This is a genomic window from Marmoricola endophyticus (assembly GCF_014644415.1).
Classification (GTDB): domain Bacteria; phylum Actinomycetota; class Actinomycetes; order Propionibacteriales; family Nocardioidaceae; genus Marmoricola; species Marmoricola endophyticus.
The window spans coordinates 222,615-247,699 of sequence record NZ_BMKQ01000002.1; the positions used below are offsets into that span (position 1 = coordinate 222,615).

27 protein-coding genes and 2 tRNA genes are annotated in these 25,085 nt (G+C 73.3%); 24 read left to right on the forward strand and 5 right to left on the reverse strand.

The window, feature by feature from the left end; translation table 11 throughout:
* Positions 1–7 precede the first annotated feature (7 nt).
* Positions 8–496, reverse strand: a complete 489-nt coding sequence (gene ybaK / locus IEX42_RS17645) for a Cys-tRNA(Pro) deacylase (protein WP_188781389.1) — start codon at positions 494–496, stop codon at positions 8–10.
* A gap of 197 nt (positions 497–693) precedes the next feature.
* Positions 694–1,392 (reverse strand): LON peptidase substrate-binding domain-containing protein, encoded by a 699-nt coding sequence (locus tag IEX42_RS17650; RefSeq protein ID WP_188781390.1) that lies wholly within the window; start codon positions 1,390–1,392, stop codon positions 694–696.
* Positions 1,393–1,432: 40 nt separating this feature from the next.
* Here IEX42_RS17650 and hisD point away from each other — a divergent pair, with 40 nt between their 5' ends.
* The 13 genes from hisD to IEX42_RS17715 all read left to right on the forward strand — a co-directional run bounded on the left by hisD (position 1,433) and on the right by IEX42_RS17715 (position 12,909).
* Positions 1,433–2,770, forward strand: a complete 1,338-nt coding sequence (hisD, locus tag IEX42_RS17655; RefSeq protein ID WP_188781391.1) for a histidinol dehydrogenase — start codon at positions 1,433–1,435, stop codon at positions 2,768–2,770.
* A complete protein-coding gene (locus IEX42_RS17660) occupies positions 2,763–3,914 on the forward strand; it encodes a histidinol-phosphate transaminase (protein ID WP_188781392.1) in 1,152 nt (383 codons plus the stop codon). Before hisD ends, IEX42_RS17660 begins: the two co-directional genes overlap by 8 nt.
* Complete coding sequence (gene hisB / locus IEX42_RS17665) at positions 3,911–4,531, forward strand: imidazoleglycerol-phosphate dehydratase HisB (protein ID WP_188781393.1); 621 nt, start codon at positions 3,911–3,913, stop codon at positions 4,529–4,531. Before IEX42_RS17660 ends, hisB begins: the two co-directional genes overlap by 4 nt.
* A complete protein-coding gene (hisH, locus tag IEX42_RS17670; RefSeq protein ID WP_188781394.1) occupies positions 4,532–5,212 on the forward strand; it encodes an imidazole glycerol phosphate synthase subunit HisH in 681 nt (226 codons plus the stop codon).
* Between the two features lie 162 nt (positions 5,213–5,374).
* Positions 5,375–6,106 carry a bifunctional 1-(5-phosphoribosyl)-5-((5-phosphoribosylamino)methylideneamino)imidazole-4-carboxamide isomerase/phosphoribosylanthranilate isomerase PriA gene (priA, locus tag IEX42_RS17675; protein WP_188781395.1) on the forward strand — a complete coding sequence of 244 codons (732 nt, stop codon included), beginning with the start codon at positions 5,375–5,377 and terminating at the stop codon, positions 6,104–6,106.
* Positions 6,103–6,864, forward strand: a complete 762-nt coding sequence (gene hisF / locus IEX42_RS17680; protein ID WP_188781396.1) for an imidazole glycerol phosphate synthase subunit HisF — start codon at positions 6,103–6,105, stop codon at positions 6,862–6,864. Before priA ends, hisF begins: the two co-directional genes overlap by 4 nt.
* 110 nt (positions 6,865–6,974) lie before the next feature.
* Positions 6,975–7,946 (forward strand): ABC transporter ATP-binding protein, encoded by a 972-nt coding sequence (locus IEX42_RS17685; protein WP_188781397.1) that lies wholly within the window; start codon positions 6,975–6,977, stop codon positions 7,944–7,946.
* On the forward strand, positions 7,943–8,734 hold the full coding sequence (locus IEX42_RS17690) for an ABC transporter permease (protein ID WP_188781398.1): 792 nt from the start codon (positions 7,943–7,945) through the stop codon (positions 8,732–8,734). Before IEX42_RS17685 ends, IEX42_RS17690 begins: the two co-directional genes overlap by 4 nt.
* Positions 8,735–8,762: 28 nt before the next feature.
* Positions 8,763–9,890, forward strand: coding sequence for a sensor histidine kinase (locus IEX42_RS17695; protein WP_229661028.1), 1,128 nt, complete (start codon positions 8,763–8,765; stop codon positions 9,888–9,890).
* Positions 9,887–10,495 carry a response regulator transcription factor gene (locus tag IEX42_RS17700; RefSeq protein ID WP_188781399.1) on the forward strand — a complete coding sequence of 203 codons (609 nt, stop codon included), beginning with the start codon at positions 9,887–9,889 and terminating at the stop codon, positions 10,493–10,495. Before IEX42_RS17695 ends, IEX42_RS17700 begins: the two co-directional genes overlap by 4 nt.
* A gap of 20 nt (positions 10,496–10,515) precedes the next feature.
* On the forward strand, positions 10,516–11,004 hold the full coding sequence (locus IEX42_RS17705) for an SRPBCC family protein (RefSeq protein WP_188781400.1): 489 nt from the start codon (positions 10,516–10,518) through the stop codon (positions 11,002–11,004).
* A gap of 13 nt (positions 11,005–11,017) precedes the next feature.
* Positions 11,018–11,623 carry a hypothetical protein gene (locus IEX42_RS17710; protein WP_188781401.1) on the forward strand — a complete coding sequence of 202 codons (606 nt, stop codon included), beginning with the start codon at positions 11,018–11,020 and terminating at the stop codon, positions 11,621–11,623.
* Positions 11,620–12,909 carry a deoxyguanosinetriphosphate triphosphohydrolase gene (locus IEX42_RS17715; RefSeq protein WP_188781402.1) on the forward strand — a complete coding sequence of 430 codons (1,290 nt, stop codon included), beginning with the start codon at positions 11,620–11,622 and terminating at the stop codon, positions 12,907–12,909. The genes IEX42_RS17710 and IEX42_RS17715 overlap by 4 nt, the downstream gene beginning before the upstream one ends.
* Here the strand turns inward: IEX42_RS17715 and IEX42_RS17720 are convergent.
* Positions 12,896–13,837, reverse strand: a complete 942-nt coding sequence (locus IEX42_RS17720) for an NAD-dependent epimerase/dehydratase family protein (RefSeq protein WP_188781403.1) — start codon at positions 13,835–13,837, stop codon at positions 12,896–12,898. The genes IEX42_RS17715 and IEX42_RS17720 overlap by 14 nt on opposite strands.
* A 150-nt stretch (positions 13,838–13,987) precedes the next feature.
* On the opposite strand from IEX42_RS17720, the gene IEX42_RS17725 reads away from it, so the two are divergent.
* On the forward strand, positions 13,988–14,686 hold the full coding sequence (locus IEX42_RS17725; protein WP_229661029.1) for a TetR/AcrR family transcriptional regulator: 699 nt from the start codon (positions 13,988–13,990) through the stop codon (positions 14,684–14,686).
* Positions 14,687–14,697: 11 nt separating this feature from the next.
* Complete coding sequence (locus IEX42_RS17730) at positions 14,698–15,645, forward strand: 2-hydroxyacid dehydrogenase (RefSeq protein ID WP_229661030.1); 948 nt, start codon at positions 14,698–14,700, stop codon at positions 15,643–15,645.
* Between the two features lie 80 nt (positions 15,646–15,725).
* Here the strand turns inward: IEX42_RS17730 and rocD are convergent, their stop codons facing one another.
* A complete protein-coding gene (gene rocD / locus IEX42_RS17735) occupies positions 15,726–16,910 on the reverse strand; it encodes an ornithine--oxo-acid transaminase (protein ID WP_188781457.1) in 1,185 nt (394 codons plus the stop codon).
* A gap of 253 nt (positions 16,911–17,163) precedes the next feature.
* On the opposite strand from rocD, the gene dnaG reads away from it, so the two are divergent.
* From dnaG to IEX42_RS17750, 3 genes are all read left to right on the forward strand, one after another.
* On the forward strand, positions 17,164–19,029 hold the full coding sequence (gene dnaG / locus IEX42_RS17740) for a DNA primase (protein ID WP_188781405.1): 1,866 nt from the start codon (positions 17,164–17,166) through the stop codon (positions 19,027–19,029).
* Positions 19,026–19,574, forward strand: a complete 549-nt coding sequence (locus IEX42_RS17745) for a hypothetical protein (RefSeq protein ID WP_188781406.1) — start codon at positions 19,026–19,028, stop codon at positions 19,572–19,574. The genes dnaG and IEX42_RS17745 overlap by 4 nt, the downstream gene beginning before the upstream one ends.
* Before the next feature lie 59 nt (positions 19,575–19,633).
* A tRNA-Asn gene (locus tag IEX42_RS17750) sits at positions 19,634–19,706 on the forward strand.
* A 44-nt stretch (positions 19,707–19,750) separates the two neighbouring features.
* Here IEX42_RS17750 and IEX42_RS17755 read toward each other — a convergent pair.
* Positions 19,751–21,232: a carboxylesterase/lipase family protein gene (locus IEX42_RS17755; protein ID WP_188781407.1), complete on the reverse strand. Its 1,482-nt coding sequence runs from the start codon at positions 21,230–21,232 to the stop codon at positions 19,751–19,753.
* Positions 21,233–21,352: 120 nt separating this feature from the next.
* Between IEX42_RS17755 and IEX42_RS17760 the strand changes: the two genes are divergently transcribed.
* From IEX42_RS17760 to IEX42_RS18230, 6 genes are all read left to right on the forward strand, one after another.
* A complete protein-coding gene (locus IEX42_RS17760; protein WP_188781408.1) occupies positions 21,353–22,147 on the forward strand; it encodes a phosphotransferase enzyme family protein in 795 nt (264 codons plus the stop codon).
* Between the two features lie 47 nt (positions 22,148–22,194).
* The gene (locus IEX42_RS17765; protein WP_229661031.1) at positions 22,195–23,892 is read left to right on the forward strand and encodes a DEAD/DEAH box helicase; all 1,698 of its coding nucleotides are present in this window, start codon (positions 22,195–22,197) and stop codon (positions 23,890–23,892) included.
* Between the two features lie 17 nt (positions 23,893–23,909).
* A tRNA-Ile gene (locus tag IEX42_RS17770) sits at positions 23,910–23,983 on the forward strand.
* A gap of 101 nt (positions 23,984–24,084) precedes the next feature.
* Complete coding sequence (locus IEX42_RS17775) at positions 24,085–24,294, forward strand: TOBE domain-containing protein (RefSeq protein ID WP_188781409.1); 210 nt, start codon at positions 24,085–24,087, stop codon at positions 24,292–24,294.
* A gap of 28 nt (positions 24,295–24,322) precedes the next feature.
* A complete protein-coding gene (locus tag IEX42_RS17780; RefSeq protein WP_188781410.1) occupies positions 24,323–24,835 on the forward strand; it encodes a mycothiol transferase in 513 nt (170 codons plus the stop codon).
* Positions 24,828–25,073: a DUF3099 domain-containing protein gene (locus IEX42_RS18230; RefSeq protein WP_229661032.1), complete on the forward strand. Its 246-nt coding sequence runs from the start codon at positions 24,828–24,830 to the stop codon at positions 25,071–25,073. The genes IEX42_RS17780 and IEX42_RS18230 overlap by 8 nt, the downstream gene beginning before the upstream one ends.
* Positions 25,074–25,085 lie beyond the last annotated feature (12 nt).

The window sequence follows — 25,085 nt, forward strand, 5'->3', positions numbered from 1 at the left end:
CCAGAGGTCAGCGCCGGGCGACCGGCGCCGTCCGCGCGTCGAGCAGCCGCACCAGGTCGGCGGGGGAGACCCCGATGTCCAGCCCGCGGCGACCGCCGGAGACGTACACCGTGGTGAGCGCCGTCGCCGACTCTTCGACGACCGTGGCCAGCCGTCGCCTCTGCCCGAGCGGAGAGATCCCGCCGACGACGTAGCCGGTGGCCCGCTCGGCGCGTGCCGGGTCGGCCATCACCGCCTTCTTGCCGCCGACGGCTGCCGCCAGCGCCTTCAGGTCGAGCCGGCCCGACACCGGGACGACGGCCACCACCAGCTCCCCGTCGACGTCGGCGAGGAGGGTCTTGAACACCTGCGCCTCGGGTACGCCGAGCGCGGCCGCCGCCTCGGTGCCGTAGGACGCGGCGGCCGGGTCGTGGTCGTACGGGTGCAGCGTGTACGACAGCCCCGCCCCGCTGAGGGCGCGGGTCGCCGGGGTGCCGCCGCTCGAGCGCCTCGCCATGCCGCGATCGTCCCACGGCCTGTGCGTCCAGCCGGTGCGTACGTCGCGGGGTCTCGACGTCGGTCGTCGCTGGCGCTCCTCCCTGCTCGACCACCTGTGGTGCGAGGGCGTCGAGCCCGACCGAGCTCTGCGAGGGAGGACGTCGAGACCCCCGCGGGTCGGATGACGGCGGCGACCACGGTGGGGTGCGGGGCCGGCTAGTTCGGTGACCAGCGCAGCCGGGACACCTCGGTCGCGGGCAGGGAGGGGACGGCGCGCATCGCGCGCATCTCCTCGGCCAGCAGGTGTCGCAGGAGGAGCAGCCGGCTCTCCGCGTCGGTGGTCTCCAGCAGCCGCTGCTTCTCGGCACCGGTCAGCAGGCAGGTGGCCGACAGCGACCAGGACAGGAAGGTGGGGCTGGTGGGGAAGGTGCCGGAGAGCACCACGCCGCCGCGGAGCTGGCCGAGCTGCTCGCGGTACGCCTCGAACGTCCGCAGCGTGCGGCCTGCCTGCTCGATCGCCGACGGGGTCAGGTCCTCGCCGGGCGGGTCCTCGACCAGGTCGACCTCGCCGACGGCGTACTCCCCGCTGCCGTCGATGCGGTGCAGGCGGAAGCGCTGGCGGCCGACGGACTCGATCTGGAACGTCCCTTCCTCGTCGCGCTCGTGCTCGGTCAGCTGCATGACGGTGCCGACGGTGTGCAGCGACTGGGCCCCGTGCCCCTCGCCGTCCCCGGGCGCGGTGACCTCGTACCCCTCCCGGATCGAGGTGATCCCGAACACCCGCTGCGTCGGGTCGGGCTCGGCCAGCAGGTCGCGGACCAGCGCGCGGTAGCGGTCCTCGAAGACGTAGAGCGGGACCGCCACACCGGGGAACGCCACGGTGTTGAGCGGGAAGAGCGGCAGCCGCGTGGTCACCCCTCCAACCTAGGGGACGCCGGAACCTAGAATCGTGCTCATGCTGCGCACGATCGATCTCCGCACCCCGGATCCTGCTGCCCCCGCCGCCGGGCAGCACGCCGGCTGGCGCGCGTACGTCGACGTGGTCCCGCGCGCGGAGTTCGACGTCGAGGCCGCCGTCGAGGTCGTCCGCCCGGTCGTCGAGGACGTCCGCGTCCGCGGCGAGGAGGCCGTGCGCGACTACTCTGCCCGCTTCGACGGGGTCGAGCAGGAGACCGTCGCGGTGCCGGCCCAGGCGCTGGCGGACGCGCTCGCCGGGCTGGACCCGGCCGTCCGGGCCGGGCTGGAGGAGTCGATCCGCCGGCTGCGCGCGACGTGCCATGCGGAGCTGGAGGAGGGCACCGCGACCGACCTGGCCGACGGCGCGCGGGTCTCCCAGCGGATGGTCCCGATGGACCGGGTCGGTCTGTACGTACCCGGCGGGATCGCCCCGCTGGTCTCCAGCGTCGTGATGAACGTCGTGCCGGCACAGGTCGCGGGGGTCGGCTCGATCGCGCTGACGTCATCGCCCCAGAAGGCCCACGGCGGGCTCCCGCACCCGACGATCCTGGCGGCGTGCGCGCTGCTCGGCGTCGACGAGGTGTACGCCGCCGGCGGTGCCCAGGCGATCGCGATGCTGGCGTACGGCGCCGGCCCGTGCGCGCCGGTCGACCTGGTCACGGGGCCGGGGGCGATCTACACCGTCGCTGCCAAGCGGCTGCTCAACGGCCAGGGCGTCGTGGGCATCGACTCCGAGGCCGGACCGACCGAGATCGCGATCCTGGCCGACGAGACCGCCGACCCGGCGTTCGTCGCCGCCGACCTGCTCAGCCAGGCCGAGCACGACCCGATGGCGGGCTCGGTGCTGGTCACCGACTCGACGCAGCTGGCCGACGACGTCGTCGCCGAGCTGGACAAGCAGGTCGCCGCCACCCGTCACGTCGAGCGGGTGCGCACCGCGCTGACCGGTCCCCAGTCGGGCGTCGTGCTCGTGCGCGACCTCGACCAGGGCGTCGACGTGGTCAACGCGTACGCCGCGGAGCACCTGGAGATCCAGACCCGCGACGCCGCGTCGTACGCCGCTCGGGTGGTCAACGCCGGGGCGATCTTCGTCGGCGGCTTCGCCCCGGTGTCGCTGGGCGACTACTGCGCCGGGTCGAACCACGTGCTGCCCACCGGCGGCTGCGCCTGCCACTCCTCGGGGCTCTCGGTGCGCGCGTTCCTGCGCTCGGTGCACGTCGTCGAGTACTCCCGCGACGCCCTGGCCGAGGTCGCCGACCACGTCGTCGCCCTGGCCGAGGCCGAGGACCTGCCCGGGCACGGCGCCGCCGTGTCGGTGAGGTTCGGCCGTGGCTGAGCCCGGCTGGACGCCCCCGCTGCGAGACGAGCTGCAGGGCATCGAGCCGTACGGCGCCCCGCAGCTCGACGTCCCCGTCGCGCTCAACGTCAACGAGAACCCGTACGCCCCCAGCCCGGGCTGCGTCGCGGACATCGCGGCGGCCGTCGCGACGGCGGCGACGACGCTGAACCGCTACCCCGACCGCGAGTTCACCCCGCTGCGCGAGGCGCTGGCGGCCTACCTCACCCGCGAGGCGGGTGTGGCGGTCACGCCCGACCAGGTGTGGGCGGCCAACGGCTCCAACGAGGTGATGCTGCAGCTGCTGCAGGCCTTCGGCGGGCCGGGGCGCACGGCGGTGTCGTTCGCCCCGACGTACTCGATGTACCCCGAGTACGCCCGTGACTCCGTCACCGGCTGGGTCGCCGGGCGCCGTCGCGAGGACTTCTCCTTCGACCTCGACCACGCGGCGGCGCTGATCGGCGAGCACCGGCCGAGCGTCGTGCTGCTCCCCTCGCCGAACAACCCCACCGGCACCGCGCTGCCGCCGGAGGTCGTCGCGCCCCTGGCCACGATGCTGCGCGAGCACGGGGGCGGGGTGCTCGTCGTCGACGAGGCGTACGCCGAGTTCCGCCGCACGGGCGTGCCGAGCGCGCTGGAGCTGCTCGCCGACCACCCGAACCTCGTGGTCACCCGCACGATGAGCAAGGCGTTCGCGCTCGCGGGAGGACGTCTGGGCTACCTCGCCGCCTCGCCGGCGATCACCGACGCGCTGCGGGTGGTGCGGCTGCCGTACCACCTCTCGTCGGTCACCCAGGCGGCCGCACTGGCAGCGCTGGGTCACGCCGAGGAGCTGCTCGGCGCGGTCGCCGAGCTGCGGCGCGGGCGCGACGAGCTCGTCCGGTACCTCCGCGAGGCCGGGTACGACGTGGCCGAGTCCGACGCCAACTTCGTGCTCTTCGGCCGCTTCGCCGACCGGCACGCGGTGTGGCAGGGACTCCTCGACCGTGGGGTGCTGATCCGCGAGACCGGCCCCGACGGCTGGCTGCGGGTCTCGGTCGGCACGCCGGCGGAGATGGACGCGTTCGTGACCGCGCTGGAGGCCGTCCGGGACGCGATCGGCGACAATGGCCTCGTCAGCGAGCAGCAGGGAGCCCACCGATGAGTCGTACGCCCAAGCGGACCGCGCGCGTCGAGCGCCGGACCAGCGAGTCCAAGGTCAGCGTCGAGGTCGACCTCGACGGCACCGGTCGCGTCGACGTGTCCACCGGGGTCGGGTTCTACGACCACATGCTCACCGCCTTCGGACGGCACTCGCTGGTCGACCTGACGGTGGTCAGCGAGGGCGACCTGCACATCGACGCCCACCACACCGTCGAGGACACCGCGATCGTGCTCGGTCAGGCGCTGCGCGAGGCGCTGGGGGACAAGAGGGGCATCCGCCGCTTCGGCGACGCGACCGTCCCGCTCGACGAGGCCCTCGTGCAGGCGGTCGTCGACGTCTCCGGTCGGCCGTACTGCGTGCACACCGGTGAGCCCGAGGGGCAGGAGCACGTGCTGATCGGCGGGTCCGGGGTGCCGTACCTCGGGTCGCTGACGCGGCACGTCTTCGAGTCGCTGGCCTTCCACGCCCACCTCGGCCTGCACGTCCGCGTGCTCGCCGGCCGCGAGCCGCACCACATCGCCGAGACGCAGTACAAGGCGTTCGCGCGCGCCTTCCGTGACGCGATCGCGTACGACCCGCGCGAGAGCGGCGTGCCGTCGACCAAGGGTGCCTTGTAGGTGGTCGAGCAGCGAGCGCCAGCGAGCGGCGTCGAGACCCCGGCGGTCACGGTTCTCGACTACGGGTCGGGCAACCTCCGCTCGGCGGTGCGGGCGCTGGAGCGCGCCGGGGCCGAGGTCACGCTGTCCGCCTCGCGCGAGGACGCGATGGACGCCGACGGGCTGGTGGTCCCCGGCGTCGGGGCGTACGCCGCCTGCATGGCGGGGCTGGCGTCGGTCAAGGGGCCGGAGATCATCGGCCGCCGCCTCGCGGGCGGCCGCCCGGTGCTCGGGATCTGCGTGGGGATGCAGGTGCTGTTCGACGAGGGCATCGAGCACGGCGTACGCACCGACGGTTGCGGTGAGTGGCCGGGTGTCGTCGAACGGCTGCAGGCGCCCGTCGTCCCCCACATGGGCTGGAACACCGTCGAGGTCCCCGCGGGCACCGCGCTCTTCGAGGGGGTCGAGCAGGAGCGGTTCTACTTCGTCCACTCCTACGCCGCGCGCGCCTGGCCGCTGGTCACCAACGACCGCACCCGGGCCCCGCTGGTGACCTGGGCCGAGCACGGTCCCGCCGGGTCGGGGGACCGGTTCGTCGCCGCGGTCGAGAACGGCCCGCTGTGCGCCACCCAGTTCCACCCCGAGAAGTCCGGGGACGCCGGCGCCCGCCTGCTCGCCAACTGGGTCGCCGGTCTCCGCTGACGCGCGTCCCCTACCCGTTGAGTGGTGCCCCCTGCAGGCTCGAGTGGTGCGTTCTGCAGGCTCGAGCTGCGGGTTGTGCCGTACGCGACCTGCGGTTCTGCCCACTCGACCCTGCACAGGGCACCACTCGACGGTGCAGGTCCGACAACTAGGCTTCCGCGCGTGCCGTCGTACCTCCAGCTGCTGCCCGCCGTCGACATCACCGAGGGCCGCGCGGTCCAGCTCGCGCAGGGTGCCGCCGGCTCCGAGAGGGTGTACGGCGACCCCGTCGCGGCCGCCCGCCGGTGGCAGGACGCGGGTGCGGAGTGGCTGCACCTGGTCGACCTCGACGCCGCCTTCGGCCGGGGCAGCAACGCCGCGCTGCAGGCCGAGATCGTCGGTGCCCTCGACATCGACGTGGAGATGAGCGGCGGCATCCGCGACGACGAGTCGCTGGCCTCGGCGCTCGCCACGGGCTGCCGTCGCGTCAACATCGGCACCGCGGCCCTCGAGCAGCCGGAGTGGTGCGCGGGCGTGATCGCCGAGCACGGTGACCGGGTCGCGATCGGCCTGGACGTACGAGGACGGACGCTCGCGGCGCGCGGCTGGACCCGCGACGGCGGCGACCTGTACGACGTCCTCGCCCGCCTCGACGCCGAGGGCTGTGCCCGCTACGTCGTCACCGACGTCAACAAGGACGGGATGCTCCAGGGGCCGAACCTCGACCTGCTGCGCGACGTCTGCGCCGCCACCGATCGGCCGGTCGTCGCCTCGGGCGGGATCACCGAGCTGGCCGACCTCGAGGCGCTCGCGGGGCTGATCGACCTCGGGGTCGAGGGCGCGATCGTCGGCACGGCGCTCTACGAGGGGCGCTTCACCCTCGAGGACGCGCTCGCGCTGACGAGGCCCGCATGAGCCTCGCCGTCCGCGTCATCCCCTGCCTCGACGTCGACGCCGGGCGGGTGGTCAAGGGGGTCAACTTCGAGAACCTCCGCGATGCGGGCGACCCCGTCGAGCTCGCCAAGAAGTACGACGACGAGGGCGCGGACGAGCTCACCTTCCTCGACATCTCCGCCTCCCACGAGGGGCGCGCGACGACGATGGAGATCGTCTCCGCCACCGCGGAGCAGGTGTTCATCCCGCTGACCGTGGGCGGTGGGGTCGGGAGCACCGGTGACGTCGACCGGCTCCTCCGTGCCGGCGCGGACAAGGTGGCGGTCAACACCGCCGCGATCCGACGCCCGGAGCTGGTGGCCGAGATCGCGGACCGGTTCGGCAACCAGGTGCTGGTCCTCTCCGTCGACGCCCGCAGGGCGCCGGGCACCGACTCCGGCTTCGAGGTCACCACGCACGGCGGCCGGCAGAGCGCCGGCCTGGACGCCGTCGCCTGGGCCGCGAAGGCCGTCGAGCTGGGAGCGGGGGAGATCCTGCTCAACGCGATGGACGCCGACGGCACGACCGACGGCTTCGACCTGGAGCTGCTGCGGCAGGTGCGTGCCGCCGTGGACGTACCCGTCATCGCCTCCGGCGGCGCCGGTGCTGCTGAGCACTTTTCGCCCGCCGTCGATGCCGGTGCCGACGCGGTCCTCGCCGCGACGGTCTTCCACTTCGGCACCGTGAGCATCGGCGAGGTCAAGCGCGCGCTCGGCGAGGCCGGCCACCCGACTCGCTGATCGCGAGGCGGTGCGCGTACGTGACGCCTCTGCGGTCGTGACAGTCGTCATGGAGACGTCGTGAGGGACGAGCGAGGTGCGGACGCCCGACCGGCAGCAGGCTGAGCACCATGATGACGACAGAGCCCCACCACGCGGCGGGACCGACCACCGACGCCGCGGTGCGCCTCGACGGCGTGCGCAAGTCCTTCGGTCGCGTCGAGGCCGTACGAGGCATCGACCTGACGCTGCGTCCCGGCGAGGTGGTCGCCTTCCTCGGCCCCAACGGCGCCGGCAAGACGACCACGATCGACATGATCCTCGGGCTGTCGCGGCCCACGTCCGGCACGGTGACCACCTTCGGCATGACCCCGCGAGCCGCGATCGCTCGTGGCCTGGTGGCGGCCGTGATGCAGACCGGTGGGCTCCTCAAGGACCTCACGGTCCGCGAGACCGTCGCCTACACGGCGCTGCTCTTCGCCGACACGAAGCCCGTGGACGAGGTGCTCGACAGCGCCGGCATCACCGACATCGCCGACCGCAAGGTGGGCAAGTGCTCGGGCGGTGAGCAGCAGCGGCTGCGCTTCGCGATGGCGCTGCTCTCCGACCCTGCTCTGCTGCTGCTCGACGAGCCGACCACGGGCATGGACGTCGAGGGGCGCCGCAGCTTCTGGAGCTCCATCCGCGCCGACGCGAGCCAGGGTCGCACCGTGCTGTTCGCGACGCACTACCTCGAGGAGGCCGACCAGTACGCCGACCGCATCGTCCTGGTCGCCGGCGGCCGGGTCGTCGCCGACGGCTCGGGCGCCGAGATCCGCGGACTCGCCTCGGGCCGCACCGTACGAGCGCGGCTCGCGAGCCCCGACACCACCGCGCACATCGAGGCGATCCGCTCCCTCGGCGGGGTGGACGGCGTCGACGTCCGTGGCGAGCAGCTCTACGTCCACACCAAGGACTCCGACGCGGTGGCGCGCTACCTGCTGACCCGCACCGACGCGCGCGACCTGGAGATCGAGTCCAAGGGCCTCGAGGAGGCCTTCCTCAGCCTGACCGGCGACCCCCACCACGACGAGCAGCACCTCAGCGAAGGAGACCGGCGATGAGCACGGCGACCACGATCGACCCCACCACGCGCCGCGTCCCCGCACTGGGCGGGTTCAGCGCCGGCGTCCTCGGCATCGAGCTGAAGCGGATGCTGCGCAACCGGCGCACCATCTTCTTCGCGCTCGTCTTCCCGACGGCGCTGTTCTTCGTCTTCGGCTCCGGCGGCGGAGGCGAGGAGAAGGCCGGCCCGAACGCCAACGTCTCGGCGTACGTCCTCGTCTCGATGGCGTTGTACGGCGGCGCCCTGATCGCGGCCTCCGGTGGCGCGATGGTGGCCACCGAGCGAGCCCTGGGCTGGTCGCGCCAGCTGCGGTTGACCCCGCTGAGGCCGGTCGCGTACATCGTCATCAAGGCGCTGGTCGCCCTGGTGATGGCCGCACTGGCGGTCGCGATCGTCAACGTCGTCGGGGCGCTGCAGGGCAAGGCGGAGATGCCGCTGAGCACCTGGATCGAGTGCGGTGTGCTGACGCTGATCTGCACGATGACGTTCGCGGCGCTGGGCGTCTTCATCGGCTACCTCGTCCCCGGGGAGAACGTCATGCAGATCCTCGGCCCGGGGCTCGCGCTGCTGGCCTTCCTCGGCGGCCTGTTCATCCCGCTCAGCGAGTACGCCGACGTGGTCCGCCAGATCGCGTACTGGACCCCGATGTACGGCGTCGCCGAGGTCGCCCGCGCTCCGCTCACCCACGAGCTGCCCTGGTACGCCGTCGTCAACGCCGTGGGCTGGCTGGCCGTCTTCATCGGCGGTGCCGCCTGGCGGATGAGCAAGGACACGGCGAGGGTCTGAGGGAGCGGCGAGCACTACCGTGGCCTTCGTGGACCTGAGACCGTCGCGCGGCTGGGGGCCGGACACCGCCCCCGGCCGCGTCGGCCTGTTCTGGATCTCGATCTGGACGCTGTTCCTGCTGCAGCCGCTGGCCACGGGGTGGCAAGAGCGCGACCGCTGGACCGGCTGGGTCGGCATGGTGCTGGTCGTCGCGTTCGCCGTGGTGTACGTCGGCACCTTCGGCTACCAGCGCCGCCGGATGCACGCCGGGACGTTCGCGCTGCCGACGAGGCAGGGGCTGGCGGTCTTCGCGCTGCTCGTCGCGCTGGCGGTCGCGCAGTGCGCGCTCCTCGGCCAGTCCGGCACCGCGAGCGCTGTCTACCTGTGCGTGCTCAGCGTGATGATCCTCGACCACGCGCTGCGGTGGTGGCTGGTCGCGCTCACGCTCGCCGTGACGTACGCCGCCGGCATCCTCGTGCCCGGCTGGGAGCGCGACACCTCGCTGCTGCTCGCGATGCTGGCCGCGTCCGTCGCGGTGTACGGCGTCCAGCACATGATCGCCGGCAACGTCCGGCTGCGGCTGGCCGACGACCAGAACCAGCGCCTCGCCGTCGCCGACGAGCGCAACCGGTTCGCCCGCGACCTGCACGACATCCTCGGGCACTCCCTGACCGTCATCCGGGTCAAGGCCGAGCTGGCCGGGCGGCTGGTCGACGCCGACCCGCCGCGTGCGCGGGCGGAGCTGGAGGACCTGGAGCGACTCGCGCGCGAGGCGCTGGGCGACGTACGCCGTGCGGTGGAGGGCTACCGCGAGCTCACCCTGCCCGGCGAGCTCACCCGGGCGCGGGCGGCGCTGCGCGCGGCCGAGATCGAGGCGGACCTGCCGAACTCGACCGACGAGATCCCCGGCGACCTGCGCGAGCTGTTCGCCTGGACGGTGCGCGAGGGCGTCACCAACGTCGTACGACACTCCGGCGCGCGGCGCTGCGTGGTCCGGCTCAGCCCGACGAGCGCAGAGGTGCGCGACGACGGACGGGGGCTCGCCGGGGAGACCGCGGGCGACGGCAACGGGCTGCTCGGGCTGCGCGAGCGCGCCTCCGCGCTGGGCGCGACCGTCGTCTGCCGACCCGGTGAGCCGAAGGGCCACACGCTGCAGGTGCTGGTGGGGACGCCGTGAGCATCCGGCTGCTGCTGGCCGACGACCAGGCGCTGGTCCGCGGTGCGCTCGCGGCACTGCTCGACCTGGAGCGCGACCTCGAGGTCGTGGCCGAGGTGGCGTCGGGCGACGCCGTCGTGCCCGCCGTGCTCGAGCACCGGCCCGACGTCGCGCTGCTCGACGTCGAGATGCCCGGCCTGGACGGCATCGCCGCGACCGCGCAGGTGCGGGCGGCCGCCGCCGACGTACGCGTCCTGATCGTCACCACCTTCGGACGGCCCGGCTACCTGCGCCGGGCGCTGCAGGCCGGTGCCTCGGGGTTCGTCGTCAAGGACACCCCGGCCTCACAGCTGGCCGACGCCGTACGCCGTGTCCACGCCGGCCTGCGGGTCGTCGACCCCGGTCTCGCGACCGACAGCCTCGTCGCCGGCGAGAGCCCGCTGACCGTGCGTGAGACGGAGGTGCTGCAGGCCGCGCGCGACGGGTCGTCCGCGGCGGCGATCGCGGCCCGGCTCTTCCTCTCCGAGGGCACCGTCCGCAACCACCTGTCCGCGGCGATCGGGAAGACCGGGGCGACCAACCGGGCGGAGGCGGTGCTGACCGCGGACGGCAACGGCTGGCTGTGAGCCTGCCGGCCACGTGGGGCGTGAGCGCCGAGGAGGCCGGCTCGCGCCTGCCCGGCGACGAGCTCGCCGGGGAGGGCTGGGCGCGGCTGCTGCGCGGCGTCGACTGCGCTGCGCCGCCCGAGCGGCTGTGGACGTGGCTGGGCCAGCTGCGGGTCGCGCCGTACTCCTACGACCTGCTCGACAATCTCGGCCGCCGCAGCCCACGCACCCTGACACCGGGCCTGGGCCCGCTGGCGGTGGGCCAGCGGATCCACCCCGTCTTCGAGGTGGCGGGCCTGGTGCCCGGCCGCGACCTCACGATCCGAGGACGCCCGGGCGGCGTGATGGCGGACGTCGTGCTGGGGTACGCCGTGCGGCCCGCCCCGGCCGGCAGCCGGCTGCTCGGTGTCGTGCGCCACCCGCGCCACCCCCGACCGGTCGACGCACTCCTCGCCTGGGGCGACCTGGTGATGATGCGCAAGCAGCTCACCACCCTGGCCACCCTGGCGATGTCCGCCGCAGGGGAGTGACAGGCTGGCCCACGTGCTGGACCCCCGCTTCGTGCTGCTCGGTGCTGCGCTGACGCTGATCGGCAGCTCCCGCTACGCGCTGGCGACGGTGCGCGGGCGGACCAGGCCGAACCGGGTGACCTGGTTCCTGTGGGCGCTGGCTCCGCTGATCGGCTTCGTCGCGCAGCTCGACGACGGCGTCGGCTGGCCGTCGGTGCTGACCCTCTCGATCGGGGTCGGGCCCGCGATCATCTTCGTCTCCAGCCTGGTCAGCACCCGCTCGTACTGGCGGATCACCCGTTTCGACCTCGTCTGCGGGGCGGCGTCCCTGGTCGCGCTCGTGGTGTGGCTGACGGTCCCCGACCCCGAGTACGCCGTGGTCGCCGCGGTGCTCGCGGACCTGCTCGCCGGGATACCGACGATCCGGAAGGCGTGGTCGTACCCCGAGACCGAGATCGCCACCACCTTCGCGCTCGGTCTCGCCAACGGCGTGATCACGTTGCTGACCCTGGACCGGTGGGACCTGGCGAGCTGGGCTTTCCCGGCGTACCTCGTGGCCCTGATGACGACGATGCTGGTCTGCATCGTCGGCCGTCCCGGCCCGCGGCTGGCGGGAGCCCGGACGGTGGTGCTGCCATGACCCTCGAGGACCGGTACGACGAGCACGCGCGCGCCCGCCTGGTGGCCGAGCCGACCAAGCGCGTCGACGCGCCCGTACGCACCGCCTTCGAGCGCGACCGTGCCCGCGTCGTGCACTCGGCGTCGCTGCGCCGGCTCGCGGCGAAGACCCAGGTGGTCGGGCCGTCGAGCGACGACTTCGTACGCAACCGGCTCACCCACAGCCTCGAGGTCGCGCAGATCGCCCGCGACCTGGCCCACCCGCTGGGCTGCCACCCCGACGTCGCCGAGACCGCGGCGCTCGCGCACGACCTCGGGCACCCGCCGTTCGGCCACAACGGCGAGCGGGTGCTGGACCGGCTCGGCGAGGTGGCGGGCGGCTTCGAGGGCAACGCGCAGACGCTGCGGATCCTCACCCGGCTCGAGGCGAAGTCGGTCGACGCCGACGGCGCCTCGGTGGGCCTGAACCTGACCCGCGCGACCCTCGACGCGTGCACGAAGTACCCCTGGGAGCGGCCGGAGGGTGCTGGGCCCGGGGCGAAGTTCGGCGTCTACCCCGACGACCGGCCGGTCTTCGTGTGGCTGCGCGAGGGGATCGAGGGCATCGAGGGCTTCGAGAACCTCGATCCCACCCGACGCTGCGTCGAGGCGCAGGTGATGGACGTGGCCGACGACGTCGCGTACTCCGTGCACGACCTGGAGGACGGGGTCGTCGCAGGGCGCATCGACCTCGGTCGGCTGGCCGACCCGGTCGAGCGGGCGGCGGTGTGGGGGACCGTGCGTGCGTGGTACCTCCCCACCACGGGCGACGACGAGCTGGAGGCGTCGTACGAGAGGCTGGGCGCGGTGGCCGCGTGGACGGCCGCGAGTCGCGAGCCGTACGACGGCAGCCGCGCGGCGCTCGCCCGTCTGAAGAACCTCACCTCCGACGCGATCGGGATCTTCTGCGGGGCGGTGCACCGGGCGACGACCGAGCGGCACGGTCCGCGGCCGCTGGTGCGTCACGACGCCGACCTGGTCGTGCCCGAGGACACCCTGGTGGACATCGCCGTGCTGAAGGGCGTCGCCGCGCACTACGTGATGCAGGCGGAGGACCGGGTGCGGGACATGGCCCGACAGGCCGAGCTGCTCGAGGAGCTCTACGACGGGCTGGTCGCCGGCGGTGGCCGGCTCCCGGACCGGCAGTTCGCCGACGACCTCGGCCTGGCTCGCGACGACGCGGCTCGTACCCGGGTGGTGCTGGACCAGATCGCCTCGCTGACCGACGCCTCCGCCGTGGGCCTGCACGCCCGCCTCACCCGGCGCTGACGGACTCCTCGCGCCACCAGGCGACGGCCTGCGCCCAGACCTCCTCGACCGGGGTGGGGCCGAAGCCGAGCCGGTCCTGGCTGGCCGCGGAGTCCATCACGAACGGCGCGTCGAACTGGTAGAGCATCTCGGCCAGCTCCCTCAGCTCACGGCTGACCAGACCGCCGCTGCGGACCAGCCAGGCCGGGACCACGCCCGGCTCGGGCACCTGGGTGCCGGCGGCCGCGGCGAAGCCGTGGACCATCTCGCGCTGGGTGCGCGGCGCGTCGGTCGGCGCGTGCAGCACGGTGTTCCAGAGGTCCTCGCGGCGTGCGGCCACGACCATGGCGCGGGCCAGGTCCGGGACGTGGGTCCAGGAGTGCGGCTGGTCCAGCGAGCCGAGCACCCGGACCTTCCGGCCCGTGAGCACAGCAGGGACGACGCGGTCGCCCATGTGGCTGGTCCGCACCCGGGGACCGACGAAGTCCGAGGCCACCACGCTGACGGTCGGGGTGGGCGAGGCGGCGCGGGCCGCGAGCAGGTCGCGTCGTACGGCTCCCTTGCCGGTGCTGCGCGTGCGCGGGTCGTCCTCGGTCATCGGCCGCGTCGTGTCGGTGTACGAGTAGAGCGACTCCGGGAACACCACCGCCGCGCCCTCACGGCCGGCCGCCTCCAGCACCGCTGCCTCGGCCCGCGGCAGCTCCGCGCGCCAGACCGACGCCGCGTACGCCGACCCGTGGACGCAGTGGAAGACCGCGCCCGCCCCGCGTACCGCGTCGGCGAGCGCGACCGGGTCCGAGACGTCGACGCGGAGCCGCTCCACGCCGTCCCGCTCGGGGCCGCTGCCCGAGCGCGTCAGCACCCGTACGCGGCGCCCCTCGTCCGCCAGCCGCTCGGCCACGGTCCACCCGACCGGTCCCGCGCCGGTCACCACCTGGATCTCGCCCATCGTCACGCCTCTCGTCCGTGGGCCGCACGCTGCGACCCCTCAGGAAAGAGAGTGCACTGCTCTCGCTCTCATTGCAAGAGCACTGCTCACAACAATGACTGATAGTCGCAGATGTTGACGATGGTCTCGGCCGCGCGCGACGATGGGCCGGTGCCGACCCCTCGTGAACGTGCCCGTGAGCAGACGCTGGCCGACATCACCCGTCTCGGTCGCGAGCAGCTCGTCCGCGTCGGCGCCGCCGACCTCTCGGTCCGGTCCCTGGCCCGCGACCTCGGTGTCGTCTCCTCGGCGGTCTACCGCTACGTCCGCAGCCGCGACGACCTGCTGACCCTCCTGGTCGTCGACGCGTACGACGAGCTCGGCGAGGCGGCCGAGAAGGCGGCGACGCGGCCGCGCTCCGGCGACCACCGCGGGCGGTTCCGCGCGGTGTCGCGGGCGGTGCGGGCGTGGGCGGTCGCGGAGCCGGCGCGGTACGCCCTGCTGTTCGGCAGCCCCGTCCCGGGGTACGTCGCGCCGGCCGAGCAGACCACCGGCCCCGGGACCCGCGTGCCGCTGCTCTACGGACGCCTGTGCGTGGAGGCGTACGAGGCGGGCGCGCTCGCGGCTCCTGCCCTGGTCGCACCGCTGCCCCGGGCACTGCGCTCGGACCTCGACCGCGTCGCCGCCGAGCTCGGGAGCGCCCTGCCCACGACCCTGGTCGCCCGGATGATGTTGGCGTGGTCGTCGGTGTTCGGCGCGGTCGGCTTCGAGGTCTTCGGGCAGTACGGTCCCGACCTCGCGGCCCCCCGGCAGCTCTTCGACCACCACGTGGAGGCGATCATGGACCAGCTGGGACTGGTCGAGGAGTGAGAGGTGGAGACGTGAGCGAGGACAGGCTGGTGTGGGTGCCGTTCGGTGCCGAGCGCCTGGGGGAGACGACCTTCGACGGGCTGCGCGTGGAGACGCAGAAGCCCGGGATCGACTGGCGGGTCGACGAGGGCGGTGCCCCGCAGAGTGCCGCCGACGTCCGGTTCTGGGTCATGCCGTACGGCTTCTCCAACCAGGTGCACGACCAGCAGATGATCGAGGCGATGCCGAACCTCGAGGTGGTCCAGACGCTGTCCGCGGGGGTCGAGCACGTCCGGCCGCACGTCCCCGCGCACGTCACCCTGTGCAACGCCCGCGGCGTCCACGACGCCTCCACGGCCGAGCTCGCGGTGGGCCTCGCGATCGCGTCGCTGCGCGGGATCCCCGACTACGTCCGCGAGGCCGAGCACCGGGTGTGGCGCCAGCGGATGCAGCCGGCGCTGGCCGACCGCCGGGTGATGATCCTCGGCTACGGCTCGATCGGCGAGGCCATCGAGCGCCGGCTGGTGCCCTTCGAGACCGAGGTCGTGCGGGTGGCGCGCACCGCCCGCGAGGGGGTGCACGGGTTCGAGGAGATCCCGGCGCTGCTCCCCGAGGTCGACGTGGTGATCCTCGTCGTGCCGGCCACCGAGCAGACCGTCGGGATGGTCGACGCCGCGTTCCTCGCCTCGATGAAGGACGGCGCCCTGCTGGTGAACGTCGCGCGCGGGTCGATCGTGGACAGCGACGCGCTGCTCGCCGAGCTGCGCCGCGAGCGGATCACCGCGGCGCTCGACGTCGTCGACACCGAGCCGATGCCCGAGGACCACCCGTTGTGGGGCGCTCCGGGGCTGCTGCTCAGCCCGCACGTCGGGGGTACGACCGACGCGATGTGGCCGCGCGCGTACCGCATGGTCGCTGCGCAGCTCACCCGGTACGCCGCCGGCGAGGAGCTGGCCAACGTGATGAACGGCCCCTACTGACCGCGAGACGTCGCGTACACGCGACGTCTCGGAGTACCGGTCGGCGAGGCGTCGCGTACACGCGACGTCTCGCGGTCAGGTCAGGCGCCGGCGACGACTTCGGCGAGCTGGTCCAGCCCCCAGAGCAGGTCCTCCTCGGAGATCACCAGCGGGGGTGCGAGGCGGATGGTGGAGCCGTGGGTGTCCTTGGCCAGGACCCGGCGCGCCATCAGTGCCTCGCACACGTCGCGGCCCGAGCCGACCTTCGGGTCGATGTCGATGCCGGCCCACAGCCCGCGCACGCGCACGGCGAGGACCCCGTTGCCGATCAGCTTCTCCAGCCGGTCGCGCATGATCTCGCCGAGCGCGGTGGCGCGCTGCTGGAAGTCGCCGGTCGCGAGCATCGAGACGACCTCGCGGCCGACCGCGCAGGCCAGCGGGTTGCCGCCGAAGGTGCTGCCGTGCTGGCCGGGGCGCAGCACGCCGAGCACGTTCTTGTCCGCGGCGACCGCCGAGACCGGCACGATGCCGCCGCCGAGCGCCTTGCCGAGGATGTAGACGTCCGGCACGACGTCCTCGTGGTCGCAGGCGAACGTCCTGCCCGTACGACCGAGGCCGGCCTGGATCTCGTCGGCGACCATCAGCACCTGGTGGGCGTCGCAGATCTCGCGGACGCCGCGGAGGTAGCCGTCCGGCGGGATCAGCACGCCGCCCTCGCCCTGGATCGGCTCGAGGAGCACGGCGACGGTGCGGTCGGTGATCGCCGCCCGCAGCGCGTCGAGGTCGCCGTACTCCACCGTGACGAAGCCGGGGGCGAACGGGCCGAAGCCGTTGCGCGCCGCGGCGTCGTCGGAGAAGCCGACGATGGTGGAGGTACGCCCGTGGAAGTTGCCGCTCATCACGACGATCTCGGCGGTGTCGTCGGGTACGCCCTTGACCTCGTAGCCCCACTTCCGCGCGACCTTGAGGGCGGTCTCGACCGCCTCGGCGCCGGAGTTCATCGGCAGCACCATGTCCTTGCCGGTGAGGTCGCCGAGCTCGGAGCAGAAGGCGCCGAACTGGTCGTGCACGAACGCGCGGCTGGTCAGGGTGACCTTGTCCAGCTGCTCGTGGGCGGCCTGCAGCAGCGCGGGGTGGCCGTGGCCGAAGTTGAGCGCGGAGTAGCCGGCCAGCATGTCGAGGAACGCGCGGCCGTCGACGTCGGTCATCCAGGCGCCCTCGGCGTGGGCGACGACGACCGGCAGGGGGTGGTAGTTGTGCGCCGTCCGCGACTCCGCCAGCTCCATCTGCTCGTGCGTGTGGAGCGGCGCGGTCGGGTCGAGCGGCTGGTCCTGGGAGCGGGGGTCCTTGCCCGTGAGGTCGGTGGTCATCGAAGGCCTCCTGGTGCCGTGCAGACGTGGTGCGGAGATCGGGATTTCGACCATAACGTGAGCCGGCGGAAGGGCATACTCCGTCCTCGCTGCCTACTCCGCCCGCACGGGCGTCGCCCGGCTGTGGACGGCGGCCGGGACTGCCCGGCCGGACCGTAGACTCCGCGACGTGGCAGGGCGCATCCGTGAGGAGGACATCGCCGAGGTGCGCGAGAAGGCGCGCATCGACGACATCGTCTCCGACTACGTGACGCTGCGCCCCGCCGGCGGCGGCTCGTTCAAGGGCCTGTGCCCATTCCACGACGAGAAGAGCCCGAGCTTCAACGTCAACCCCAGCCGCGGCTTCTACCACTGCTTCGGCTGCCAGGTGGGCGGCGACGTGATCAGCTTCCTCATGGAGATCGACAAGATCTCCTTCACCGAGACCGTCGAGCGGCTGGCGGAGAAGACCGGCGTCCAGCTGCGGTACGAGGAGGGCGGCCCGGCAAGCCCGTCGGGCCCGCAGCGCGGCCGGCTGGTCGAGGCGCACCGCGTCGCGCAGGAGTACTACGCCGAGCGGCTGCGCGGGCCTGACGCCCTCGCGGCACGGCAGTTCCTCGGCGGGCGCGGCTTCGACCAGGCGGCCGCCGAGCACTTCGGCGTCGGGTTCTCCCCGCGCGGTGGGGAGGAGCTCTACCGCCACCTGCGCGACCGCGGGTTCACCGACGAGGAGCTGGTCACCTCCGGGCTGGTCGGCAGCTCCGGGCGCGGCCCGTACGACCGCTTCCGCGGCCGGCTGATGTGGCCGATCCGGGAGGCCGGCGGCGACACCATCGGCTTCGGCGCGCGGCGGATCTTCGACGACGACCGGATCGAGGCGAAGTACCTCAACACCTCCGAGACGCCGATCTACAAGAAGTCCCACGTCCTCTACGGCATCGACCTGGCGCGCAAGGACATCGCCCGGGCCTCGCAGTGCGTGGTCGTCGAGGGCTACACCGACGTGATGGCCTGCCACCTGGCCGGCGTCACCACGGCCGTCGCCACCTGCGGGACCGCGTTCGGCGACGACCACGCCCGGGTGGTCCGTCGGCTGCTGCACGACCACGAGGAGTTCCGCGGCGAGGTGATCTTCACCTTCGACGGCGACGAGGCGGGGCAGCGGGCGGCGATGAAGGCCTTCGAGGGCGACCAGCAGTTCGTCTCCCAGACGTACGTCGCGGTGGAGCCGGACGGGCTGGACCCCTGTGACGTGCGCCAGCAGAAGGGCGAGGCCGAGGTGCGCGAGCTCGTCGCCCGGAGGGTGCCGCTGTACCGGTTCGTCCTCGGCAACGTCGTCAAGAGGTACGACCTCGACCGCGCGGACGGCCGGATCGACGCGCTGCGCGCCGCCGCGAAGCTGGTCACCTCGATCCGGGACCGGTCGAAGATCGACGCCTTCGCCCGCGAGCTGGCGGGGATGCTCGGCATCGACCCGGACGAGGCGCGCCGCGAGGTACGACGCGCGTCCTCACGTGGCGGTCGGAACGAGGCGCCCGCGCGACCCGTGGCGGCGGCGCCGGCGGAGGCCGGCGTACCCCTCCCGGAGCGGCGCGACCCCCGTCTGGCCATGGAGCGCGAGACCCTCAAGCTCGTCGTGCAGCACCCCGACCTGACGGTGTCGGCCACCCGGGACGTGGACGGCACCGATTTCACGCACCCGGCCTACCGGGCGGTCTGGGAGTGCGTCGGTCGGCGCGGCGGGCCGGTCGCGGCGACCGGCCAGTGGGCGGCTGACCTGGCCGGCGCCACCGAGGACCCGGTGGTGCGCTCGCTGGTCAGCGAGCTCGCCGTCGAGCCGATCAGCAGCCACCAGGCGCCGAGTGCGTCGTACGCCGCCATGCACGTCTACCGCCTGCAGGAGCTCACCGCCCAGCGACGCATCGCCGACCTGAAGTCGCGGCTGCAGCGCACGAACCCGGTCGAGCAGGCGAGTGACTACAACAAGATGTTCGGCGAGCTGGTCGCCCTCGAGCAGCGCCGGCGCGAGCTGCGCGAGAAGAGCGTGGGCGAGTGAGGCGCCCGACGCTGGCCGCGCGCCGCACCGGCCCGGGCCGCGACGTGCTCGCCCGGGCGGACCTCGGACCCGGAGAGCGAGTGCTCGCCGCGGAGCCGTTCGTGTCTCCGGAGCCCGGGGGCTGGCTCCTCGGCACCCGCCGCGCCTTCGTCGTGCTCCCTGCCGAGGGCGAGGTGCACAGAATCGTGTGGGAGCAGGTGCACGATGCCGCGTGGGACCTCGACGATGCTCAGCTGACCGTCTCGGAGGTGGGCGAGTACGCACGCACCCGCCCCGTCCACCGGTTCGGCCTCGACGACCCCGGCCGGCTGCTGGAGCTGCTGCGTGAGCGGGTCTCGGCGTCCTTGCTCCTGCAGCGCCGGGTGAGCGTGTCCGGCCCGCTGGGCCTGCACGTCATCGCGCGGCGCGCGCCCGCCGGGTCGGGCGTGGACGGCGAGGTGACGTGGTACGTCGACTACGACGCCGGCCTGGACCCCGCCGATCCACTGGTCCGCGACCTGGCCTCCCGGGGGCTCGCCGAGGGGCGCGCCGAGATCGGAGCGTGAGCCGGCCTCGATTCGTCCCAGGTCCGCGCTCGTTGCTACGCTGACTCCGCTCCACGCGATCCCCTGTAGCTCAATTGGCAGAGCATTCGACTGTTAATCGGAGGGTTGTTGGTTCGAGTCCAACCGGGGGAGCAGCAGCTGACGGGTCCGGCCTCCGGCCGGACCCGTCCGTGCGTTCAGCGCTCGGGCCAGAGCAGCCGACGTTGCGGGTCGGGGTCGTCAAGCACGGTGCCGTCCCCGGGGCCGCCGAAGCGCCGGGTGTGCCGCATCTCGCCGTACGCCGGCCAGCCGGGGTCGCCGTCGGTCACGAAGCGGACCCAGGCGGCGTGCATGTCGTCGGCGAGCGCCTGCGGGGCGTCCGGCCCGGTCATCCACTGGCCCTCGGGGTCGGCGAGGTTGTCGAAGGCGAAGCCGATCTCCAGGGCGTGGGTCGCGCCGAGCACGCCGTCGAGGACCGGCGTGCGCCAGCCGAACTGGTAGACGAAGGTGTCCCTGCCCTGGGCCAGGCGGGTCTCGGCCAGCCGCACCGCCGGCACCCGGAAGAACCAGTCGGTCAGCCCGGCGACCACGACGTCGTAGGGGGTCGCGGCGTCGGCGGCGAGGATCTCGTAGGCGTCGTCGGGAGCGCCGTACGCCCCGAGCATCATCCGCGCGAGCGGCTCGTCGACCACGGGCGCGAGCGGGTAGAGGAAGAGCGTGTGCTCGGTGTCGTTGCTCCCGATCAGCAGGTCCACCGGAGCGCCGTCGCCGGCCGCGACCACGTCGTACGGGCGGCCCGTCACGCTCACGCCGTCGACCACCGGCTCGAACGGCATGCCGTTCGCGGAGATCTCCCGCCACCGCGCGCGGTCCTGGTCGCCGCTGATCGCGGCCGTCAGCGCGAGCTGGGTGCTGACGAGGTCCTCGACGGGGACGGTGGCGATGGCCTCGCCGGTCGGCTCGACCCCGAGCCGCTCGGCCAGGGCGGCCGTGACGAGCGAGGCGGTCTGTGGGGTGAGCACGTGGTGCCCGGCGCCGCTCTCGGCGATGACGCGCTGGAACAGACCTCGGGCCGCCGGCATCGCGGTCAGCGTCGTCACGCTCATGGCACCGGCCGACTCGCCGGCGATGGTGACGCGACCGGGGTCACCGCCGAACGCGGCGATGTTGTCGTGCACCCAGCGCAGCGCGGCGACCTGGTCGAGCAGGCCCCGGTTGTCGGGGCGGTCGGGCAGGTGCGCGAAGCCGTCCACACCCAGCCGGTAGTTGAGGGTCACGGTGACGACGCCGTCGCGCGCGAACGCCCCGCCGGCGTACGTCGGCACGGCGCCGCTGCCGTTGACGAACGCGCCGCCGTGGATCCAGACCAGCACCGGGAGCCCCTCGGTCGACGGGTCCGGGGTCCAGACGTTCAGGTTGAGACATTCCGACCCGGCGATCTGCGGCTCGACCAGCAGCGAGGAGACCTCCGTGCGGAAGGGACCCTTGGGCACGGTCGCGCCGTAGGCCGAGCAGTCGCGCTCCTCGGTCCACGGCTCGTGCGGGGCGGGTGCCTCGAAGCGGAGGTCGCCGAACGGGGGAGCGGCGTAGGGGATGCCGCGGAAGACCGCGACGCCGCCCTCCTGCACCCCGCGGACGGGACCGCTGGTGGTCGTGGCACGTGGCTCGGTGGTGGTCACGGGCCCATTGGACACCCCGAGCGGGACACCAGGGCGGTCGACCGGTTCGTACCCGGGGCCGCCGCGGCTCCTCGCGGCGCCGAGACGTCACCGTGGTCGCCCGGTGCTTGACTGACCTCGATGGCCGGCGATCCCACGATCTCGATGCTCTGGGAGCGGGACGAGCCGTTGGCCGCACTCGCCGACCGGTTCGGCTTCGCAGGCGTCGGCGAGGCTGTGGGGTGGCTGCGGGAGACGCTGCGGACGGCCGGGATCGGGCAGGTGGAGCAGTGCGACCGCCTGGTGCTCAGCGCCTCGAACCTGCTGGCCGTCATCACCGTCGACGGACGTCGCTACGTCGCCAAGTGCTGCGCGGACCCCTCGCGCTTAGCGCGTCTGCGCGAGATCGACTCGCTGGTCTCCTGGCTCGGGGCCGAGGGGCTGCCCGTCGCGGCGCGGCACGGTGACCCCAGGCGGGCCGAGAGGGAGGGCATCTCGGTCGGCCTCGCGCCGATGGTCGGCGGTGACCTGCTCGACGTCGGCGATCCCGAGCAGGTGGTCGCCGCCGGACGTGCCCTGGCCGAGCTGCACGTCGCGCTGACGGCGTACCCCCTGGGGGTCGGTGCCGATCAGCACCTGCCCGGCGAGCAGCTGGTGCACGGCGACTTCCGGTCGGCCAACGTCCTGTACGCCCGAGGTCCGGGCATCACGTGCGTCCTCGACTTCGACGACGTCTGCTATCGCAGCAGGACCGCCGATCTCGCGCAGGCAGCGGTGCTGCTCGGGACGAGGTACCACGCATGGCGTCCGACCGAGGTCGGCGCACGGACGCGGTTCCTGGCCGCCTACAGCGAGGTCGCTCCGCTGGGGAGCGAGGAACGAGCCGCTCTCGACCGCGACATCACTGCGGTCCTGGGCCACTTCGGCTGGACCTGAGCGACGCAGGATTCGGCGGCAGGCTCCAGGCGGCCTAGGCTTCAGCGGTGAGTGAGCAGGACCAGCAGCAGCCAGCCTTCGCCGACCTCGGCCTCTCGGAGCCGGTGATGAGGGCGCTGGCCGACGTCGGCTACGAGACCCCGTCGCCGATCCAGGCGCAGGCGATCCCCCTGCTCCTCGAGGGCAGGCACGTCGTCGGGCTGGCGCAGACCGGCACCGGCAAGACGGCGGCGTTCGCGCTGCCGATCCTGTCCCACATCGACCTCTCGGTCCCCGCCGGCTCGGGACCGCAGGTGCTCGTGCTCGCGCCGACGCGCGAGCTCGCGCTGCAGGTCTCCGAGGCGTTCGGGTCGTACGCCGCCCACCTCCCCGACCTGCGTGTCCTGCCCGTCTACGGCGGCCAGGGGTACGGCGTCCAGCTCTCCGCGCTGCGCCGTGGCGTCCACGTCGTCGTCGGCACGCCGGGCCGCGTCATGGACCACCTGGAGAAGGGGACCCTCGACCTCTCCGGTCTGCGCCACGTCGTCCTGGACGAGGCCGACGAGATGCTCAACATGGGCTTCGCCGAGGACGTCGAGACCATCCTCGCCGACACCCCCGAGAACAAGCAGGTCGCGCTGTTCTCCGCCACGATGCCGGCCGCGATCCGGCGGATCGCCGAGCGGCACGCCCCGGGCGCGGAGCAGGTGACCGTCCAGGGCGGGAGCCGTACCGCCGCGAACGTCACCCAGCGCTACCTCTTCGCGCCGTGGCCGCAGAAGGTCGACGCGCTGACCCGGATCCTCGAGGTCGAGTCCTTCGACGCCGCGATCGTGTTCGTCCGCACCAAGCAGGCCACCGAGGAGGTCGCCGAGAAGCTGCGGGCGCGGGGGTTCTCCGCTGCCGCCATCAACGGCGACATCGTCCAGCAGCAGCGCGAGCGCACGGTCGAGGCGCTGCGCTCGGGTGCGCTCGACGTGCTGGTCGCCACCGACGTCGCGGCCCGCGGACTGGACGTCGAGCGAGTCAGCCACGTCATCAACTTCGACATCCCCACCGACACCGAGGCGTACGTCCACCGGATCGGCCGCACCGGTCGGGCGGGCCGCTCGGGCGACGCGATCAGCTTCGTCACGCCGCGCGAGAAGCACCTCCTGCGGGCCATCGAGAAGGCCACGAAGCAGAAGATCGAGGAGATGCCCAAGCCGAGCGTCGCCGACGTCAACGCGACCCGTGTCGTGCGGTTCACGGAGGCGATCACCGCCGCGCTGGGCGACTCCCAGCTGCCGGTGCTGCGCGACCTGATCGGCTCGTACGCCGCCGACAACGACAAGGACCCGCTGGACGTGGCCGCTGCCATCGCGGTCCTGGCCCAGGACGGCGAGCCGATGTTCGCCGAGGACGAGCCCGAGCCGCCGCGCAGCAAGGAGCGTCCGTCCGGCCCGCGTCGGACGACGTGGCGGATCGCCGTGGGCAAGCGGCACCGCGTCGAGCCGCGGCAGATCGTCGGCGCGCTGGCCAACGAGGGCGGCCTGCGCCGTGGCGACTTCGGCAAGATCGAGATCCGGCCGAACTTCTCCCTGGTCGAGCTCCCCGAGCTCTCCGCCGAGACGCTGCAGAAGCTGTCGACCACCCGGATCTCGGGGATCCTGATCGACATCCGACCCGACCGCGGCCGCCCGTCGGGCGGGACTGGCGGTCCCCGGCGCACCGGCGACGGCCCGCCGAAGAAGGCACGGCACAAGAAGTCCGACCAGTCTCGCTAGGGTCGTCCGTGCTTCCCGGGGCGGTAGCTCAGCCGGTCAGAGCAGACGACTCATAATCGTCCAGTCGCGGGTTCAAGCCCCGCCCGCCCCACACCGAGCTCCGTCGTCCGAGCCTGCGGCGGCCGGGCGGCCTTCCGACCGCGGCTGCGGCAGGAGGTGCGGAGCGGTTCCCGGGCGCCCTACGGTCCACCCATGAAGCTCTCCACGCGCAACCAGCTGCCCGGCACCGTCGTCTCCGTCACCACCGGGGAGGCGATGGCCGTCGTACGGATCAAGCTCGACAACGGCCCGGAGATCACCTCCTCGATCACCAAGGACGCCGTCGAGGACCTCGGCCTCGCCGAGGGCGCGAAGGTCACCGCCCTCGTCAAGTCCACCGAGGTCGCCATCGGGGTGGAGTGAGCCTCGCTCCTGCGGGTACGAAGCGTCCATGAGCGACGCGAACGACCTGCTGCTGGACGCCTACTCCCGCGTGGCGGCCGCGGTGCCCGAGGTCCTCGGCGGACTCGACACCGAGGCCGCCGCGTGGACTCCCGCACCCGGCGCGAACTCGACCGGCTGGCTGGTCTGGCACCTGACGCGGGTGCTCGACGACCACGTCGTCGCGGGGGCGGCGGGGCAGGAGCAGGTGCACACCGCCCAGGGGTGGGCCGAGCGGCTGGGACTCCCGCTCGCCGCGGACGACACCGGCTACGGCCACAGCCCGGACCAGGTGGCCGCGGTGCGGTTCGACGACCTCGGCGACCTCGTCGGCTACCACCGTGCCGTGCAGGAGGCGGTGGTGCCGTACCTGCAGACCGTCGAGGGCCTCGGCGAGGTCGTCGACGAGCGCTGGGACCCGCCGGTGACCCGGGGCGTACGGCTGGTCAGCGTGGCTGACGACATGGCCCGCCACATCGGGCAGGCGGAGTACGTCCGGGGGCTCTGGGAGTCCCGTGGCTGACTCCGGGCGTCGGCCGTCCGGTCGGCCCCGTCACGACTTCACGCCCGACCGGGACCCGGGGCTGAGCCGTCGGCGCAAGGAGTACGCGGTCATCATGGGCACCTGCGTCGTCCTCATCCTGCTGGCCTGGAACCTGGTCCGGCTGTGGTCGGTGCCCGCCGCGGTCGTGATGAGCGTCGTCGCAGCCCTGCTGGCGCCGACCGCGGTGATCGTCGCTAACCGGACCAAGGGCGACTGACCCGCGGGACCC

Excerpts from the sequence above, each read along its gene's own strand:
- rocD (WP_188781457.1), bottom strand. The coding sequence starts at position 16,910 with ATGGAGCTGGCGGAGTCGCGGACGGCGCACAACTACCACCCCCTGCCG.
- IEX42_RS17780 (WP_188781410.1), top strand. The coding sequence starts at position 24,323 with ATGAGCGACGCGAACGACCTGCTGCTGGACGCCTACTCCCGCGTGGCG.
- IEX42_RS17715 (WP_188781402.1), top strand. The coding sequence starts at position 11,620 with ATGACCCTCGAGGACCGGTACGACGAGCACGCGCGCGCCCGCCTGGTG.
- ybaK (WP_188781389.1), bottom strand. The coding sequence starts at position 496 with ATGGCGAGGCGCTCGAGCGGCGGCACCCCGGCGACCCGCGCCCTCAGC.
- hisF (WP_188781396.1), top strand. The coding sequence starts at position 6,103 with ATGAGCCTCGCCGTCCGCGTCATCCCCTGCCTCGACGTCGACGCCGGG.
- IEX42_RS17775 (WP_188781409.1), top strand. The coding sequence starts at position 24,085 with ATGAAGCTCTCCACGCGCAACCAGCTGCCCGGCACCGTCGTCTCCGTC.
- IEX42_RS17685 (WP_188781397.1), top strand. The coding sequence starts at position 6,975 with ATGATGACGACAGAGCCCCACCACGCGGCGGGACCGACCACCGACGCC.
- hisD (WP_188781391.1), top strand. The coding sequence starts at position 1,433 with ATGCTGCGCACGATCGATCTCCGCACCCCGGATCCTGCTGCCCCCGCC.
- IEX42_RS17690 (WP_188781398.1), top strand. The coding sequence starts at position 7,943 with ATGAGCACGGCGACCACGATCGACCCCACCACGCGCCGCGTCCCCGCA.
- IEX42_RS17720 (WP_188781403.1), bottom strand. The coding sequence starts at position 13,837 with ATGGGCGAGATCCAGGTGGTGACCGGCGCGGGACCGGTCGGGTGGACC.
- IEX42_RS17760 (WP_188781408.1), top strand. The coding sequence starts at position 21,353 with ATGGCCGGCGATCCCACGATCTCGATGCTCTGGGAGCGGGACGAGCCG.
- hisB (WP_188781393.1), top strand. The coding sequence starts at position 3,911 with ATGAGTCGTACGCCCAAGCGGACCGCGCGCGTCGAGCGCCGGACCAGC.